At 39.0% G+C, this 16,268-nt stretch carries 12 protein-coding genes; 8 read left to right on the top strand and 4 right to left on the bottom strand.

Going from position 1 to position 16,268, the window contains the following annotated elements:
- Positions 1-3: 3 nt before the first annotated feature.
- Positions 4-1,833, bottom strand: a complete 1,830-nt coding sequence (locus AC1M9N_RS03830; RefSeq protein WP_481588545.1) for a phosphoenolpyruvate carboxykinase (GTP) — start codon at positions 1,831-1,833, stop codon at positions 4-6.
- A 406-nt stretch (positions 1,834-2,239) separates the two neighbouring features.
- Here AC1M9N_RS03830 and AC1M9N_RS03825 point away from each other — a divergent pair, with 406 nt between their 5' ends.
- From AC1M9N_RS03825 to AC1M9N_RS03805, 5 genes are all read left to right on the top strand, one after another.
- Complete coding sequence (locus tag AC1M9N_RS03825) at positions 2,240-3,163, top strand: diacylglycerol/lipid kinase family protein (RefSeq protein WP_481589682.1); 924 nt, start codon at positions 2,240-2,242, stop codon at positions 3,161-3,163.
- Entirely contained in the window at positions 3,160-3,936 is a 777-nt protein-coding gene (locus tag AC1M9N_RS03820; protein WP_481607126.1) for a metallophosphoesterase family protein, read from the top strand. The genes AC1M9N_RS03825 and AC1M9N_RS03820 overlap by 4 nt, the downstream gene beginning before the upstream one ends.
- A 169-nt stretch (positions 3,937-4,105) precedes the next feature.
- Entirely contained in the window at positions 4,106-4,396 is a 291-nt protein-coding gene (locus AC1M9N_RS03815; protein ID WP_004810787.1) for a co-chaperone GroES, read from the top strand.
- 69 nt (positions 4,397-4,465) lie between these two features.
- Positions 4,466-6,100, top strand: coding sequence for a chaperonin GroEL (groL, locus tag AC1M9N_RS03810; RefSeq protein WP_035266940.1), 1,635 nt, complete (start codon positions 4,466-4,468; stop codon positions 6,098-6,100).
- A 150-nt stretch (positions 6,101-6,250) separates the two neighbouring features.
- The gene (locus AC1M9N_RS03805) at positions 6,251-7,420 is read left to right on the top strand and encodes a LuxR C-terminal-related transcriptional regulator (RefSeq protein ID WP_481954293.1); all 1,170 of its coding nucleotides are present in this window, start codon (positions 6,251-6,253) and stop codon (positions 7,418-7,420) included.
- Between the two features lie 35 nt (positions 7,421-7,455).
- Here AC1M9N_RS03805 and AC1M9N_RS03800 read toward each other — a convergent pair whose 3' ends face one another.
- On the bottom strand, positions 7,456-8,685 hold the full coding sequence (locus tag AC1M9N_RS03800) for a hypothetical protein (protein WP_481954292.1): 1,230 nt from the start codon (positions 8,683-8,685) through the stop codon (positions 7,456-7,458).
- Positions 8,686-9,014: 329 nt separating this feature from the next.
- On the opposite strand from AC1M9N_RS03800, the gene AC1M9N_RS03795 reads away from it, so the two are divergent.
- The 3 genes from AC1M9N_RS03795 to AC1M9N_RS03785 all read left to right on the top strand — a co-directional run bounded on the left by AC1M9N_RS03795 (position 9,015) and on the right by AC1M9N_RS03785 (position 14,234).
- The gene (locus AC1M9N_RS03795) at positions 9,015-12,122 is read left to right on the top strand and encodes a multidrug efflux RND transporter permease subunit (RefSeq protein WP_481954291.1); all 3,108 of its coding nucleotides are present in this window, start codon (positions 9,015-9,017) and stop codon (positions 12,120-12,122) included.
- A 158-nt stretch (positions 12,123-12,280) separates the two neighbouring features.
- Entirely contained in the window at positions 12,281-13,618 is a 1,338-nt protein-coding gene (gene mgtE / locus AC1M9N_RS03790; RefSeq protein WP_481954305.1) for a magnesium transporter, read from the top strand.
- 40 nt (positions 13,619-13,658) lie between these two features.
- Positions 13,659-14,234 (top strand): DUF4112 domain-containing protein, encoded by a 576-nt coding sequence (locus tag AC1M9N_RS03785; RefSeq protein WP_481954290.1) that lies wholly within the window; start codon positions 13,659-13,661, stop codon positions 14,232-14,234.
- Between the two features lie 60 nt (positions 14,235-14,294).
- Here the strand turns inward: AC1M9N_RS03785 and htpX are convergent, their stop codons facing one another.
- Entirely contained in the window at positions 14,295-15,200 is a 906-nt protein-coding gene (gene htpX, locus AC1M9N_RS03780; RefSeq protein ID WP_035266954.1) for a protease HtpX, read from the bottom strand.
- Positions 15,201-15,324: 124 nt separating this feature from the next.
- Positions 15,325-16,182: a lytic transglycosylase domain-containing protein gene (locus tag AC1M9N_RS03775; protein ID WP_416224308.1), complete on the bottom strand. Its 858-nt coding sequence runs from the start codon at positions 16,180-16,182 to the stop codon at positions 15,325-15,327.
- Between the last annotated feature and the right edge of the window lie 86 nt (positions 16,183-16,268).

Raw genomic sequence — 16,268 nt, 5'->3', positions numbered from 1 at the left:
TGCTTAAGCAGATTTAACCGCTTCTAAAAGCTCAGCTTGACGTTTTTTCAACGCTTCTGGTAAACGATCACCAAGTTTGTTAAATAATTCAGTATGGCTTTCAAGTTCTTTGATCCATTGCTCTTTGTCTTGAGAAGTCACAAGGTCAAATTGCTCTTTCGTAAAGTCTGAACCAGTCCAGTTCAACTGTTCGTAAGTTGGAACACGACCAATTGGAGTTTCAACAGCGTCAGCACGACCTTCACAGCGATCGATAATCCACTCAAGAACACGCATGTTTTGACCGAAACCAGGCCATACAAAGTTGCCTTCAGCATCACGACGGAACCAGTTCACGTTGTAAATACCAGGAAGCTTGTTACCAGCAGCTGCAGCTTTCTCGCCAACTTTCTCACCCATTTCTAACCAATGTGTGAAGTAGTCAGCCATGTTGTAGCCAGCAAATGGAAGCATCGCAAATGGATCGCGACGAACAATACCTTGTTGACCAACAGCAGCAGCAGTTGTTTCAGAACCCATTGTTGCAGCTTTATAAACACCGTCAACCCAGTCAAATGCTTCTGAAATTAGAGGCACTGTGTCTGCACGGCGACCACCAAAGATGAACGCAGAGATTGGAACACCTGCTGGATTTTCCCAGTCAGCATCAATAGAAGGGCATTGACCAGCTGAAACTGTGAAACGCGCATTTGGATGAGCTGCTTTTTCTTCACCAGTATGTGGTTGACCTTTCCAGTTCGTTAGGTTGGCAGGTGCTTCTTTAGAAAGACCTTCCCACCATACTTCACCGTTGTCAGTCACGGCAACGTTTGTATAGATCACGTCTTTATGAAGCGTAGCCATACAGTTCGGGTTAGTCTTCGTATTTGTACCAGGAGCTACACCGAAGAAACCTGCTTCAGGATTGATTGCATATAAGCGACCATCTTCACCTGGTTTGATCCAAGCAATATCGTCACCTACAGTTTCAATCTTCCAACCTTCATAACCTGCTGGTGGAATTAACATTGCAAAGTTTGTTTTACCACAAGCAGATGGGAATGCAGCTGCGATGTAATGTTTTTCACCTTGTGGATTTGTCACACCAAGGATGAGCATGTGTTCAGCTAACCAGCCTTGTTGACGACCCATGAATGATGCGATACGTAATGCTAAGCATTTTTTACCAAGCAATGCGTTACCACCATAACCAGAACCAAATGACCAAATTTCACGAGTTTCTGGATAATGAACGATGTATTTTTCTTTGTTGCAAGGCCAAGCAACGTCTTTTTGACCTTCTTCCAATGGTGCACCTACAGTGTGTACACATGGAACAAATTCGCCATCAGTGCCTAGAACGTCATAAACAGCTTTACCCATGCGAGCCATTTTAGACATGCTGACTGCAACATAAGGAGAGTCAGTAAGTTCGATACCAATGTGAGCAATATGAGAACCTAAAGGTCCCATAGAGAAAGGTACAACGTACAAAGTACGACCTTTCATAGAACCGTCAAATAAACCGTTTAATTTTTCACGCATAACCGCTGGAGCTTCCCAGTTGTTAGTTGCGCCAGCATCTTCTTTGTTTTCAGAGCAGATAAAAGTACGGTCTTCAACACGAGCAACGTCAGAAGGATCAGAGTTTGCAAGATATGAACCAGGGTGCTTTTCTTGGTTAAGCGCTTGCATTGTGCCGTTAGCGATCATCAAGTCGATATAACGTTGATATTCTTCTGCGCTACCGTCACACCATTCAATTTTTGCTGGTTTTGTTAGTTTAGCAATCTCTTCCACCCAAGCAATAAGCTTAGGGTGACGAACGAATTCTGGTGCGTTCACTTGGGTCATGGTGAGGCCTATATCAAAAGTGTACAATGTGGTGTACAAATAATATCTAGATGCTGGTTTGCAGACTCTAGATTCAGTATGAAAAAAAGTGGCTGTATTAAAGCATATTTTCTTAAAAAAAATAAGACCAAAGGCTTAAATAGTGCTTAAGACTTGTTTGGTGTTAAGTTTATGTAATTATTTGATATTTTTTTAAAAAATGAGTAATTTCTTTTTCATTTTTAAATTTTATGTTTGGTATTTATAGTTAAAATATTCATTTAAAATAAAAACTTAATTAAAATATGAGATCAATTCTCATCATCGAAAAATCAAATGAACATCATTTAAAAATTACATAAATTGGCTTTTAATTGAGTAGTAAATAGACGAAATTTTAAAGTAATTCAATTTTTAAACTCATAAAATGAATTCAATGCTAAAGCCTTTGTCTATGATTTTTAATGAAAAATCTGGATTTCATGCCACCAATAATGATCAAATTTATGAACAACTTATGCATTATTGGACAGATCTAGGTTTTGAAATACAAGTTTTTGATATTGCTTCAGAAATGAGTGTTCAAGCACTCATCGAAAAAGTTCATCTTCGACATTTAAATCATGATAATCAGGGGGTGATTGTGGTTGCTGGCGGGGATGGAACGTTAAATTCTGTGGCTAATTATTTATTACATCAAACCATCCCTTTGGCAATTTTACCTTTAGGGACGTTCAATTATGTTGCACGGGTTTTGAATATTCCTTTAGATATTCTCGAAGCTGCAAAACTGGTGGTTGAAGGTAAGCCTAAAGCGGTACATGTGGCAAAAATTAATGATGCCATTTATCTAAATAATGCGAGTTTGGGTCTTTATCCATTGTTTATTAAAAAAAGAGAGTTATATAACCAAAAACTAGGGCGTCTACCATTACATGCCTATACTTCTGGCTTAGACGTGTTGATTCGTGATCGTAAAGAATTAAAGTTAGAAATTGAGGTGGATGGTGTAAATTATGCAGTTAAAACCCCTTTATTATTTTTAGGTAATAACCAACTTCAATTAAAAGAAATGAACCTCAATATCGCTAAAACGGCAGAAGAGGGTCGGGTTGCGGGAGTTGTACTTGCTCGCACGGATAAGCTGAGTATTTTTAAAACACTCATCCAACTCGTTCGTGGAAAATTAGATCAGGCAGCAGACGTATATAGTTTTAGTGCGGATCATGTGCGCATACGTTCTCATCAAAAAAAGATGACTGTAGCAATCGATGGAGAAATTATTCAACTGGATTCACCATTAGATATTCATGTTGAAAGAAATGCACTGACCTTAATGGTGCCACAATGATTTTACATTTGTCTGATTTGCATTTTGGGACTGAGCAACAAGATTGCTTAGATGCAATTACTCACTTTGTTGCAGAACATTTGATCGAAGCTGTTGTGGTCAGTGGTGATCTCACTCAAAGGGCAAGATTTTCACAGTTTTATCACTGCAAAAAATTTCTAGAAGAACTTAATGTTCCTTATATTGTGATTCCGGGTAATCACGATATTCCTTTGTTTCATTTATGGCGCAGATTTTTAAGTCCGTTTCATCGGTATAAGTTGTTTTTTGGTGACATGGAACAGACCTTAGAAACTGAGCATTTTTATATTATAGGAATCAATACAATTCACCCTAAGTACCATACCAAAGGTCGTATTACTGAGTTTCAAATTCAGGATGTTGATCAAAAAATTAAGGAAGCTCCTCAAGATAAATTAAAAATTCTGCTTACGCATCAACCTTTCTATAGTGGTGATCACGGTATAAATATGTCTAAAGATCGTCCTAAAAATACTGAAAAAGCCCTAAAGACATGGGCAAGCTCAGGGTTGAATGCAATTCTACATGGTCATTTACATGTATCTGCTGTTTATGATCTGAATAAGATTTTCCAACTTAATGCTCAACATCCAATATTGGATATTCATGCAGGTACCGCTACGTCACATCGTTTACATCATGACTTTTCTAATAGTTTTAATCTAATTGATGAAAAACTGAAGGTGCGTGAATATCGCTTTGATTCGAGATTCAAGAAATTTTATTTAGTTGCAAATCGGAATGAAGGCTAAATTATCGGAATGCCTAAAAAAAATACAAAAAAATAAATTTTTTTTCATTTTCCCCTTGAAGCAATTTTTTCCATCCCCACAAAAGTGACATCAAATAATTTTGGTGGTGATCTAAGGAAATTAAGATCACGACTATTAATCAAAAGACTTAGTCTGATGGAGTATTTTTATGAGCAACATTCGTCCATTACATGACCGTGTAGTAATTCGTCGTGTTGAAGAAGAAACAAAAACAGCTGGCGGCATTTTATTGCCAGGTTCTGCTGCAGAAAAGCCTGCTCAAGGTGAAATTATTGCAGTTGGTAATGGTCAGATCACTGACAATGGCGTTCGCGCTTTAGATGTAAAAGTAGGTGACAAGGTATTGTTTGGTACTTATGCAGGAACAACTGTGAAAGTAGATGGCGAAGAACTATTAATCATGAAAGAGTCAGATATTTTAGCTGTTTTAGAAGGCTAATTGATTCTTTTTAATACTACTCATTTAATCAATCAGATTTAGTAATTTTAATAATATTCGGAGTCAAATATGTCAGCTAAAGACGTTAAGTTTGGTGATTCAGCTCGCACAAAAATGATCGCAGGTGTGAATATCCTTGCAGATGCGGTTAAAGTTACACTTGGTCCTAAAGGCCGTAACGTAGTTATCGATCGTTCATTCGGTGCGCCACACATCACTAAAGATGGTGTTTCTGTAGCGAAAGAAATCACATTAAAAGACAAGTTTGAAAACATGGGTGCTCAACTTGTTCGTGAAGTTTCTTCTAAAACAAATGACATCGCAGGTGACGGTACTACAACGGCAACTGTTTTGGCTCAAGCAATTTTGAACGAAGGGATCAAGTCAGTAACTGCGGGTATGAACCCAATGGACTTGAAACGCGGTATTGATATTGCAGTTAAAGCTGTTGTTGCAGATATTAAAGCAACGGCTAAACCAGCATCTGATTCGAAAGCGATTGAACAAGTTGGTTCGATTTCTGCGAACTCTGATACGACTGTTGGTTCACTGATCGCTCAAGCGATGGAAAAAGTGGGTAAAGAAGGTGTAATCACTGTTGAAGAAGGTTCAGGCTTTGAAGATTCTCTAGATGTTGTAGAGGGTATGCAGTTTGACCGTGGTTATATTTCTCCATACTTCGCAAACAAACAAGATACATTAACTGCTGAATTGGAAAACCCATTTATCCTTCTTGTTGATAAGAAAGTAAGCAACATCCGTGAGTTGATTACTGTTCTTGAGGCAGTTGCGAAAACAGGTAAACCACTTCTAATCATCGCTGAAGATGTTGAAGGTGAAGCACTTGCAACGCTTGTTGTAAACAACATGCGTGGCATCATCAAAGTATGTGCTGTTAAAGCACCAGGCTTCGGTGATCGTCGTAAAGCAATGCTTCAAGATATCGCGATCTTAACTGGTGGTACTGTGATTTCTGAAGAAATCGGTATGCAGTTAGATCAAACAACACTTGAACATTTAGGTACTGCACACAAAGTAACTGTATCTAAAGAAAACACAGTGATTGTTGATGGTGCAGGCGATGCGAATCAAATTGCTGAGCGTGTTCAACAAATTCGTGCGCAAATCGAAGAATCAACTTCAGAATACGACAAAGAAAAACTTCAAGAGCGTGTTGCTAAATTAGCAGGCGGTGTAGCAGTGATCAAAATCGGTGCTGCAACTGAAGTTGAAATGAAAGAGAAGAAAGATCGTGTAGACGATGCTCTTCATGCAACTCGTGCTGCTGTTGAAGAAGGTGTTGTTGCGGGTGGTGGTGTTGCATTAGTACGTGCAGCTAAAGCACTTGACGGTGTAACGGGTATTAACGATGATCAAAACGTAGGTATCAACATCCTTCGTCGTGCGATTGAAGCGCCACTTCGTCAAATCGTATCTAACGCAGGTGACGAACCATCTGTAGTGATTAATGCAGTTAAAAATGGCGAAGGCAACTTTGGTTATAACGCTGCGACTGGTGAATACGGCGATATGCTAGAGATGGGTATTCTTGATCCAGCGAAAGTTACTCGTTCTGCACTTGAGCATGCTGCGTCTGTTGCGGGCTTAATGTTAACAACTGAGTGCATGATTACAGAGATCCCAGAAGATAAACCAGCTATGCCTGACATGGGCGGTATGGGTGGTATGGGCGGTATGATGTAATTCATCCCACAGCCTAAAAAATCCCCGCTTTAAGCGGGGATTTTTTTTGTCATCTGTCTGATAAATATTTGAATACTATTGTAAATATTGAATAAAATCCTAGTAGAGCGCTAATCTAAAGGAACATTAACACCATGATTGGGGGTGATGATGTTAACTGTTCAAGAAAATCAAATCATAGAAGAAATTTATGAGGCTGCCTTAAAGCCACATCACTGGGAAAATGTTTTAAAACAGGTCGTGGAATTTACACAGAGTTCAACGGCGATCTTTACTTACTTTGATCAGCTTCGGCCCGAACAAAATTTTATTTACACCATTAATATCCCGATTGATGGAATTCAAAATTATCAAACGTATAACTTAGATGTCGTAGACATGCGTATTCATGGTGAGTTAATGAATACCTATGGATTAGAGCATGCCTATCAAATTGATTGTCGATCATATGCTGAAACAGATAATGAGGATTTGAAAAGCTTTTATGAATATTGTTTAGTTCCTTCAAACATCTGTTATCTCAGTGGGGTATTGCTAGAGTATGGAAAATATAAATGGGGCGTGCTTGCGGTACATAGACCCTCAGATGCAGTTGCTTATGAGGCTGCTGAATTACAAAGTTTAGAAAGACTCGCAAAACACTTTAGAAGAGCGATTCAAATTCATAGACAAATTAAGTTTCTTCAAAATGATAGAAGTAATTACACCGAAATTTTAGATAAGTTGAATGTGGGTGTACTCATCGTTCAATCTAATCTAGAAGTGAGATTTGTGAATCAGTATGCGAAGGATTGTTTGAATGATACGAGTATGATTGAAATAGATTTGCATAATAGATTAAAAATAATCGAGCCTTATAATGCTCAATTAAAAAAATTGGTGCAGAGCACATTCAAAAAGAATGAGCGTTATTCATTAGAGAGGCATGATCAAGAAGAAGTTGGGGGTGCAATGCAGTTATATAGCGATCGACATCAATCAGCTTACTTAATCACAGTCTCACCACTTAAGGTGCTGTCAGATTCAATGATCTTAGACAATAATCAAGTTGCATTATTCTTATCAAAAATGCAGGATCGAAAACGCTTGTCTAAAATGTTACTGAAGTCAACATTCCAACTGACAGCTCGAGAAATTGAAATTTGTCAGCATTTTATGGACGATCAGCATCTTGATAATATTGCTTTGAAATGTGGGATTACGCTGAGTTCACTGCGGACATATCTGAAAACGATTTATCAGAAGCTAGGATGCTCCTCACAAGCTGAAATGATGCGGATTTTGATCGAATTTATTGATGCTTTTCAGCATATTGAATAATCCCCCTTTAACGAAGATGTTGAAGGGGGATAAAATTAATTCATTCTGGTCAGTGTAAATGTGCCTTCATCTGCTACGGTAAAGCTTAAACTTTGAGTAGAAATTTGTAATGGTAAGCCTAAATGCGCGTCTGTATCGGATAATCCAGCACAACCATTTGTATCAATGCTGAGGGGCGTGGTAACAAAGAGCTTGTTGTCGCGTAATTGATAACGACCATACTCAATACCAGGGCCACCACAAGGTCCATCATATGGATCTGGTTGATCATCGCCAATAGCATCTACCATAATGAAAGTGTTATTAGAATTAAATACGAAAATTTGTTTACCACTTGAGGACTGCCATGCGCCTACAATTCCACTATTATTTCGAGGAACTCGCGTAAATTCTGCACTTTCATCAAGATTATCATCATCAAAAATTTTGAGTTTAGAACCATTAAAAGATAGCCTTAATGAACGTGATTCCCCATCATCGAGAAGTCCCCAATCTTCATTTGTGTCAATCACAGGCGTAGTACTATTTATGGAAGAAGTATAAAAGCTACCACTCAAAGCATCTAGATTAATCTTGGCGTATTCCATGCCATTTGAAGAACTATTGGGCTCACTTGGGATTGGTTCACCAAGCATATATTCGCCATTCTCTCCAATAAATAACACAATTTCAGACTCATTGTTTTTTGCATACCATACGCCTTGAATGTCTTTGAGCAGTGAGCTGCTAAAATGTTCTTTAGCTTGCTCTTCACTGACTACTGTATTGGAGGCAATTTCAGGAATATTGATAATTTGAGCTTGAAGTCGCTCTCTAAAATCACTTGTCGTGTTGCTGAAATCAATCGCTGAAGGCGAGAGAGTTGAAACATCATCAGGGATTTGTATGGTCTCTTTATCCTCATCGATATCCAGTGATTGTAAAAAAATCAGTAGATTGATAATTCTCTTGTTACGTTCATCTGCATTTAAATCTTCATCCACGAGTTCATTTGGTGTCACACGAGCTAAACCTTGTACAGTACCAATTTCGATATCACCAATTTTAAATGTAATGACATCTCCATCTTGATATTCAAATTCCCCATTTGCATTGGTTTTCTTCGCATTGTCATTATTGCCATTCACGATATACGTCGCACCTGCTACTGGGCTGTCAGTCAGTATTCCTATTTTAATCTGATCATCATTTTTTGCGGATTTATCCGAACCACCACAATCTGCTAAACAGGTACTGAGCGCCAGTGTTAGAAGAGCTTTTTTCATCATTTCCCCCAAATCATTCGTATTTTTGTACCTCGAATATAGTTTTAAAAAATTGAATATGACTATCCTCAAATTGGGAGGGGGGTGATGGCATTAATGCTGCGTAATTTTAGAAGTTTTTTACTTTTGAGAAATTGCGCATATTTTTTTTGAAGGATCAGATAAGCGGTTCATAGGTGAGGGCTTCATATTCTCTTCTTAATTCAATCAATGTTGATCGTTTCTGTTATTAGTTCTTGTTTTTTTATTCATAGTCACTGAATATCAATTAAATTTTTATATATTTTAATGAAAACACTTTCTAGAATTCTTTTGACGGCTTTACGACTATGTTATCTAAGTTCTTTATTGAACGACCTATTTTTGCTGGCGTACTTGCGATCATTGTCATGGCAATTGGTATATTTGCGGTGATGAGCTTACCGGTAGAACGCTATCCTGATATTGCTCCGCCAAGAATTACTGTATCAGCAACTTACACAGGAGCTGATGCCGAAACAGTTGAGGAAAGTGTCACACAGGTCATAGAACAACAAATTAAAGGAATTGATAACTTACTTTATTTTAGCTCTACCAGTAATGCATCTGGGAATAGTAGAATTAGTTTAAGTTTTGAAAACGGAACTGATCCAGACACAGCACAAGTCCAAGTTCAAAATAGCATTAATGGGGTGATCAATCGTTTGCCTGAAGACGTGCAGCGTCAAGGGGTCAATGTCTATAAATCCTTAGGTGACACCTTTATGGTGGTGGGGTTATATGACACTACGAACCAAAGTAATAATATTGCGTTGTCAGATTATTTGGCTGATCACATTGAACCAGAAATTGCGCGTGTAGAAGGTGTTGGTGAGGTTGATGTCTTTGGTTCTCAATATGCCATGCGTATTTGGCTAGATCCGAACTTATTGAAACAATATCAGTTGATGCCTAGTGATATTCGTGCCGCAATTGAAGCACAAAATACACAAGTTGCTGCAGGTGGAATCGGAGATTTACCGACAGTAGCAGACCAGTATCTTAATGCAAAAGTTACCGCTGGATCACGACTAAGAACAGTCGATGAATTTAAAAATATCATTGTCAAAGCGACCCCTGATGGAAGTTTTATTTATTTAAAAGATGTAGCACGCATTGAGTTAGGTGCTGAAAATTATCAAGCTTTTAATACCATTAATGGATCACCTTCAGCAGGCTTGGCTGTTTCAATGTCATCTGGTGCGAATGCTTTGGCAACCTCTGCAAAAATTAAAGAAGTCCTTGAAGACATCAAGAAAAAACTTCCTGAAGGCTACCAAATTGTATACCCACGAGATAACACGCCGTTTGTTCAAGAGTCCATTAAAGAAGTTGTAAAGACCTTAGTTGAAGCCATTATCTTGGTTGTGTTGGTCATGTTTATCTTTTTACAAAGCTGGCGCGCAACACTTATTCCAACGGTCACGGTTCCAATTGTTATTTTGGGCACTTTCGCCGTCTTATTTGCGCTCGGAATGACCATCAATACATTGACACTTTTTGCATTAGTTCTTGCGATTGGATTACTTGTAGATGATGCAATTGTGGTGGTCGAAAATGTCGAACGTTTAATGCATGAAAAGGGGCTATCTGCAAAGCAAGCGTCCATCTTATCTATGCAAGAGATGACGGGGGCTTTAATTGGAATTACAGTGGTGCTAACTGCAGTATTTATTCCGATGGCTTTTTTTACAGGATCGACAGGAGTTATATACCGTCAGTTTTCAATTACCTTGATTGCAGCCATGGCACTGTCATTATTGGTCGCGTTAATTCTCACACCAGCATTGTGTGCGATTATTCTTAAACCTAAACAACAAGAAGCAAAATGGGCGACATGGTTTAATACAAAAATGGAATCATTACGATTGCATTATCTAAAGTGGGTTGAGAAAAGCCTGTCACTAAAATGGATCGTTTTAACCAGTTTTGCTGGGTTAATTGTGATTTTTGCTTTGTTTTATAAGTCGCTTCCAACCAGCTTTATTCCAAGTGAAGATCAAGGTTTTATCAGTATCCAATTCAGTTTACCTGAAGGCGCACCTATGACAGAAAGTCAGCTTGTTGGTGAAAGTATTCGAGAGTATTTTCTTGAACAAGAAAAACAGAATGTTAGGTTGGTTCAAATTCGTTATGGACGAAATTTTTCAGGAACGGGTCAAAATTTAGGAACAGGATTTGTAGCATTACATCATTGGGATGATCGTCCAGGTGAGGCAAACTCTGCACAATCCATTCGTGAACGAGCGATGGAGTTCTTTAGAAAAGACAGTCGCGCTCGGATTATGGTGAGTTTGCCAGGTTCTGTAAGTGGTCTTGGCGATACCAACGGCATCGAGTTTTGGCTGCAAGATTTAAATGGAGAAGGACGACAGTATTTAGAAGATCAATTTCAAGCGCTAGAACGACAGGCAATCAACTTCACGACTTTTGAAAATTTGGGCAAACGCTCTAATCCAGATAAAGCCAAATTGAAAGTGAATATCAATCAAAAGTTAGTGATGGCGAATGGTCTTTCACAATCTGCGATTAACAGCACTTTGGCTGCAGCTTGGGGTGGTTCCTATGTGAACGACTTTATTGATCGCGGACGTATTAAACGCGTCATGATGCAGGGTGATGCCGAGTATCGTTCAAAGCCTGAAGATCTCAATTTATGGTCTGTACGAAACAATCAAAATCAAATGATTTCATTTGGTAATTTTGCCACTGTGGATTGGGATGGAGGCCCTGATGTGGTGACTCGTTTCCAAGGTTATTCCGCGCTACAAATGGAAGCAGACACTGCAAAAAATGTGAGCAGTGGTGCTGCAATGCGTGATATCAAGTCTATGGTTGATCAATTAGATGGGGTTGGGCTAGCATGGAGTGGATTATCGTTTCAAGAGCAACAATCGAGTACACAAGCCATTTGGCTTTATCTCATCTCTGTTGGCTTTATCTTTCTATGTTTGGCTGCCTTATATGAAAGTTGGTCGATACCTTCTGTTGTGATTGCTGCTATTCCATTGGGTATTGGCGGTAATATTATTTTTAGTTGGTTGGTCGGATTTCCAAATGATATTTACTTCCAAATTGCGTTACTTACGACGATTGGGTTGTCATGTAAAAATGCCATCTTAATTGTTGAATTTGCGGCAATGGCTCAGGAGCGTGGAGCTAACGCGATTGCTGCTGCTTTACAAGGTGCAAGTTTGCGCTTACGTCCAATTTTAATGACCTCGCTTGCTTTTGGTGCAGGGGTTATACCTTTGGTATTTGCTTCAGGTGCGGGTGCTGCCAGTCGTCAAGAAATTGGTGTCAGTGTCCTTGGTGGGGTAATTTTCGGCACAATTTTAGTTCTAGCCTTTATTCCCTTTATGTTTGTTATCGTTCGGAATATTTTCAAATATAAATCAAAATCAGCATCTGAAACTTAATGTGGTATCCGCAGTATAAAGAGTATGGTACTGCGGTTGATTTAATCCACTTTTAAATATCAGTTTTTGACAAGATCAATACGCACTAACATTTTCAATTAGTGTTAGCATGCCTTGCGTAATTCTAAACGATAATAAATGAAGCGATTATGGATCAAATTAAACAAGATCATAAAATTGAAGCATTACAACAAGCATTGATCAATTCTGATGTCGCTCAGATTGATCATATTGCGGATACGATTAATCCTGCAGATTTGGCTTTGTATTTACAGCAATTAGAAATTGATCAACAAATACAACTTATCCACCATTTAGAAAACGCAGCATATGTATTTGAGTTTTTGCCACTCAATCATCAAGTACAGTTGGTTAAAAAAATGGACGGTAAAAGTACAGTCCAGTTAATTGGTTCAATGCATTCAGACGCTCGAACAGATTTGTACAAAGCCTTACCGGATCAAATTAAAACATTTATTTTTGCGAATTTAGATCGAGAAACGAAGCAGCAAGTTCAATCTTTGGCATTGTATGCTGAGGAAACAGCTGGTGCGATCATGACATCTGATTATGTCACTTTGCCATCAGACATCTCAATGCAACAAGCTTTAGAGATTTTGCGCCATTCCGCCAAAGATACTGAAACCTTATATCTGATCTATATTACCAATCAATTTCAGAAACTTGAGGGTGTAATTTCTCTTCGAGAAATTGTGCAAGCACCTTTGGATAAAACAGTCCAAGAAGTCATGACCACTGAGGTCATTTACGGACGGGTAGATGAGGATCAGGAATCAGTGGCAAAAAAATTAAGCCACTATGATTTTATCGCCTTACCCATTTTAGATCATGATGATCATCTACTCGGTATCGTCACTTATGATGATGCTATGGATGTATTCCAAGAAGAATTTACCGAGGACTTTTTGAAAAGTGGGGCGGTAGAGCTTAAAGAAAATATCAGTATTCGTTCAGCACCAATATTATTTTTATTTAGACAACGTGTTTTTTGGCTAGTGTTTCTGGTCTTTGGCAGCCTACTTTCGAGTATTGGGATCGCCCATTATGAAGACATCATTGCTGCGCATATTGTTTTGGTCTTCTTTTTACCGCTATTGGTTGGGAGTGGTGGTAACGCAGGCTCCCAATCTGCAACCTTGATGGTTCGAGCAATCGCAACTGGCGATGTAAAAGCCAAGGATTGGTTTGTGTTGCTTGGTCGTGAAGCGATGGTTGCTCTATGTTTGGGTGCAACGATGGCTGCAGCTGTTTCAATTCTTGGCTATATCCGTGGAGATATGATGGTCGCTTTAGTGCTTGCGATCAGTATGATGGGTATTGTCATGATGGGCTGTATGATCGGGATGAGTTTACCATTTGTACTCAATAAGTTAGGACTCGATCCTGCAAGCGCATCTGCGCCCTTGGTCACTTCAATATGTGATGCAACTGGTGTATTGGTCTATTTATTTATTGCTTCACAACTCTTATTCTAAGGCTATGACTGATGGAGTATCTTTGCAGGATGTTGCTTAAATGACAAATAAAAATAAATTAACCCAAGCTGAAGTCATCAAAATGGAACGCGATCTTGCCAAGTTCGCAAACATGATGGATTCCGTCGTAAGAATTCCATTCACTAAACAAGGGGTAGGGGCTGATGCAGCATTGAGTACGATTCCTGTGGCGGGTGACGTAGCTGGATTTGTACTTACGTGTTATGCAATATTACAAGCTCGAAAAATCGGTGTGCCCCAATCTAAATTGAATGGCGTGCTTAAACTTGCTGTGATGGATGGTGTAGTAGGTTTAATCCCTGTTGCAGGTACACTCTTTGATGTGTTTATTCGACCGAGTCGCAAGGCTTTAGATGTGGTTCATGATCATATTCGTGAAGAGTATCAGATTCATTCAGACCATCATGTGGTACACCCATTTTTACATGAAAACTTAGAGCGTAAACAGCAGAACTCTGCCTTCTGGCGAAATCCTGTCGTGGCATGGATTTGGATTCATATTCCTGATTTACTGGGTCTTCTGTTTTTAATTATTTTTGGTGTTGCCTTATGGTTTGGTGTAACGTTCTTATGGCAATGGTTTCAATCTATTTAAAGTCTTATAGATTGAGTCCATTAAAAAAGCCTCCCTATGGAGGCTTTTTTTAGAAGCAGATTAAGGACAATCAAGTTGTTGTAATGCTGCTACACGTTGCTCAATTGTTGGGTGTGTTTGGAAGAGTGCAGCAAGGCTGAATCCTTCTTCACGACCTGATGAAATTGAGAAAGCTTTCATTTCTTTAGGCATTTGATCTGGCATTTCAGTTTCTGCTTGTAAGCGAAGTAATGCACTGATCATCGCTTGTTTACCCGCTAAACGCGCGCCAGCCTCATCAGCACGATATTCACGATAGCGAGAGAACCACATGACAATTGCCGAAGCAAGAATACCGAATACGATATCTAACACGATTGTAATGAGGAAATAGCTCCAGCCCGGTGCTTCACCTTCTTCACGACCAAATACGTTGCGATCTACAAAGTCGCCGACGATACGCGCGAAGAACATCACAAACGCGTTGACTACACCTTGGACTAAAGCAAGGGTGACCATGTCACCATTAGCAACGTGACCAATTTCATGCGCCAACACTGCACGTAATTCATCTTTATTCATGCGTTCCAATAAGCCTGTTGAAACAGCGACTAAAGCATCGTTTTTGTTCCAACCAGTTGCGAAAGCATTTGATTGATAAGATGGGAAAATACCAACTTCTGGCATTTTAATACCAGCACGTTGAGAAAGTTGTGCCACTTCATTGAGTAACCATGCTTCCGCTTGGTTGCGTGGAGCATTGGGATCAATTAACTCTGTACCTGTGGTTTTCTTTGCAATCCACTTTGACATGAATAGGGAGATTAAAGAACCCACCATACCAAAGACAAAACAGATCACAAGTAAATTGCCAAGATTCAAGCCACCCGCGCCATGGTAACTACCGACACCGAAGAGTGACAAGATTATGCCAGCTACCACCAGTACCGCGAGGTTGGTCAGCAAAAACAAACCAATCCGCATCATCGAGAAAATCCTCTTATAAATAAAATTTAATAAGCTTTTTGAATTAAAAAACCTACGTCAAATATGCTTTCGAATAGGGAAAATTTCAAGAAAAAAATAAAAAATATAACGAAAAAAATTGAGATTAATTCGAAATATAGATCTTCGCTGATGCTGTGGCATTATTTGTAGAATATGAACCAGCTGGTGCGTCAGTAAAACTGCCATCAGCGGCCACAATAATTTGGCGAGGAGGTGACTTTGGTTTAGATGGTGCAGTCACTTGAGCTGATAAATTCTGATTGTTATAGCTCGGTGAACTTAACTTAGAAGATACCGATGCTGAATAACTATTGATTGGATTTGAGCCTACACCATTGGCGTATAAATTATTGTAACGACTGAGTACACGTCTGACATAGTCTTGAGTTTCACGAAAGGGCGGTATTCCACCATATTTAGCAACATTTCCTTCGCCAGCATTATAACCCGCTAATGCCAATTGCGTATTGCCATTAAAGCGTTTCAATAGCCAAGCCAAATATTTTGCACCAGCGAAAATATTTTGTTCAGGATCATATGCATTATTGACATTAAATCGTTGTGCAGTCGCAGGCATCAATTGCATAAGACCCTGAGCACCAACAGGGGAGCGTGCATGTATATTAAAACCAGACTCTGTGTGCATCACCGCTTTAATGAGTCCTTCAGAAATGCCGTGTCGTTGAGCTGCTTGGCGAATATAGCCATCAAAGGCATTTCGATTTTTACTATGGCTTGGGAGAACAGATGCTTCGTTGCTTCCCCAATTGCTGTAACTATGAATATTGCTATCTGGATAGTAGGTTTTCTTTTCAACTTTAAGATGGTTGTATTTGTTTTTGCGGTTGGTCAGTACGGTAGTGCCGTTTGAATCTTTCAGCTGATAGATTGTTTGACCTGCAGAAGCCTGTGGCGAGAATATTAGAAAATTCACACACCCAAATAACGCTATGACTTTTATTTTATTTGTAGTTTTCATCATTCGAACACTATTTTTGTCCCTAAATGATATGTGGGTGATTTTCTGCAATGGAGATGTCTCTCGAC

Source organism: Acinetobacter sp. ANC_7655, from assembly GCF_056784015.1.
This window is presented reverse-complemented; position numbering and strand designations above follow the sequence as displayed.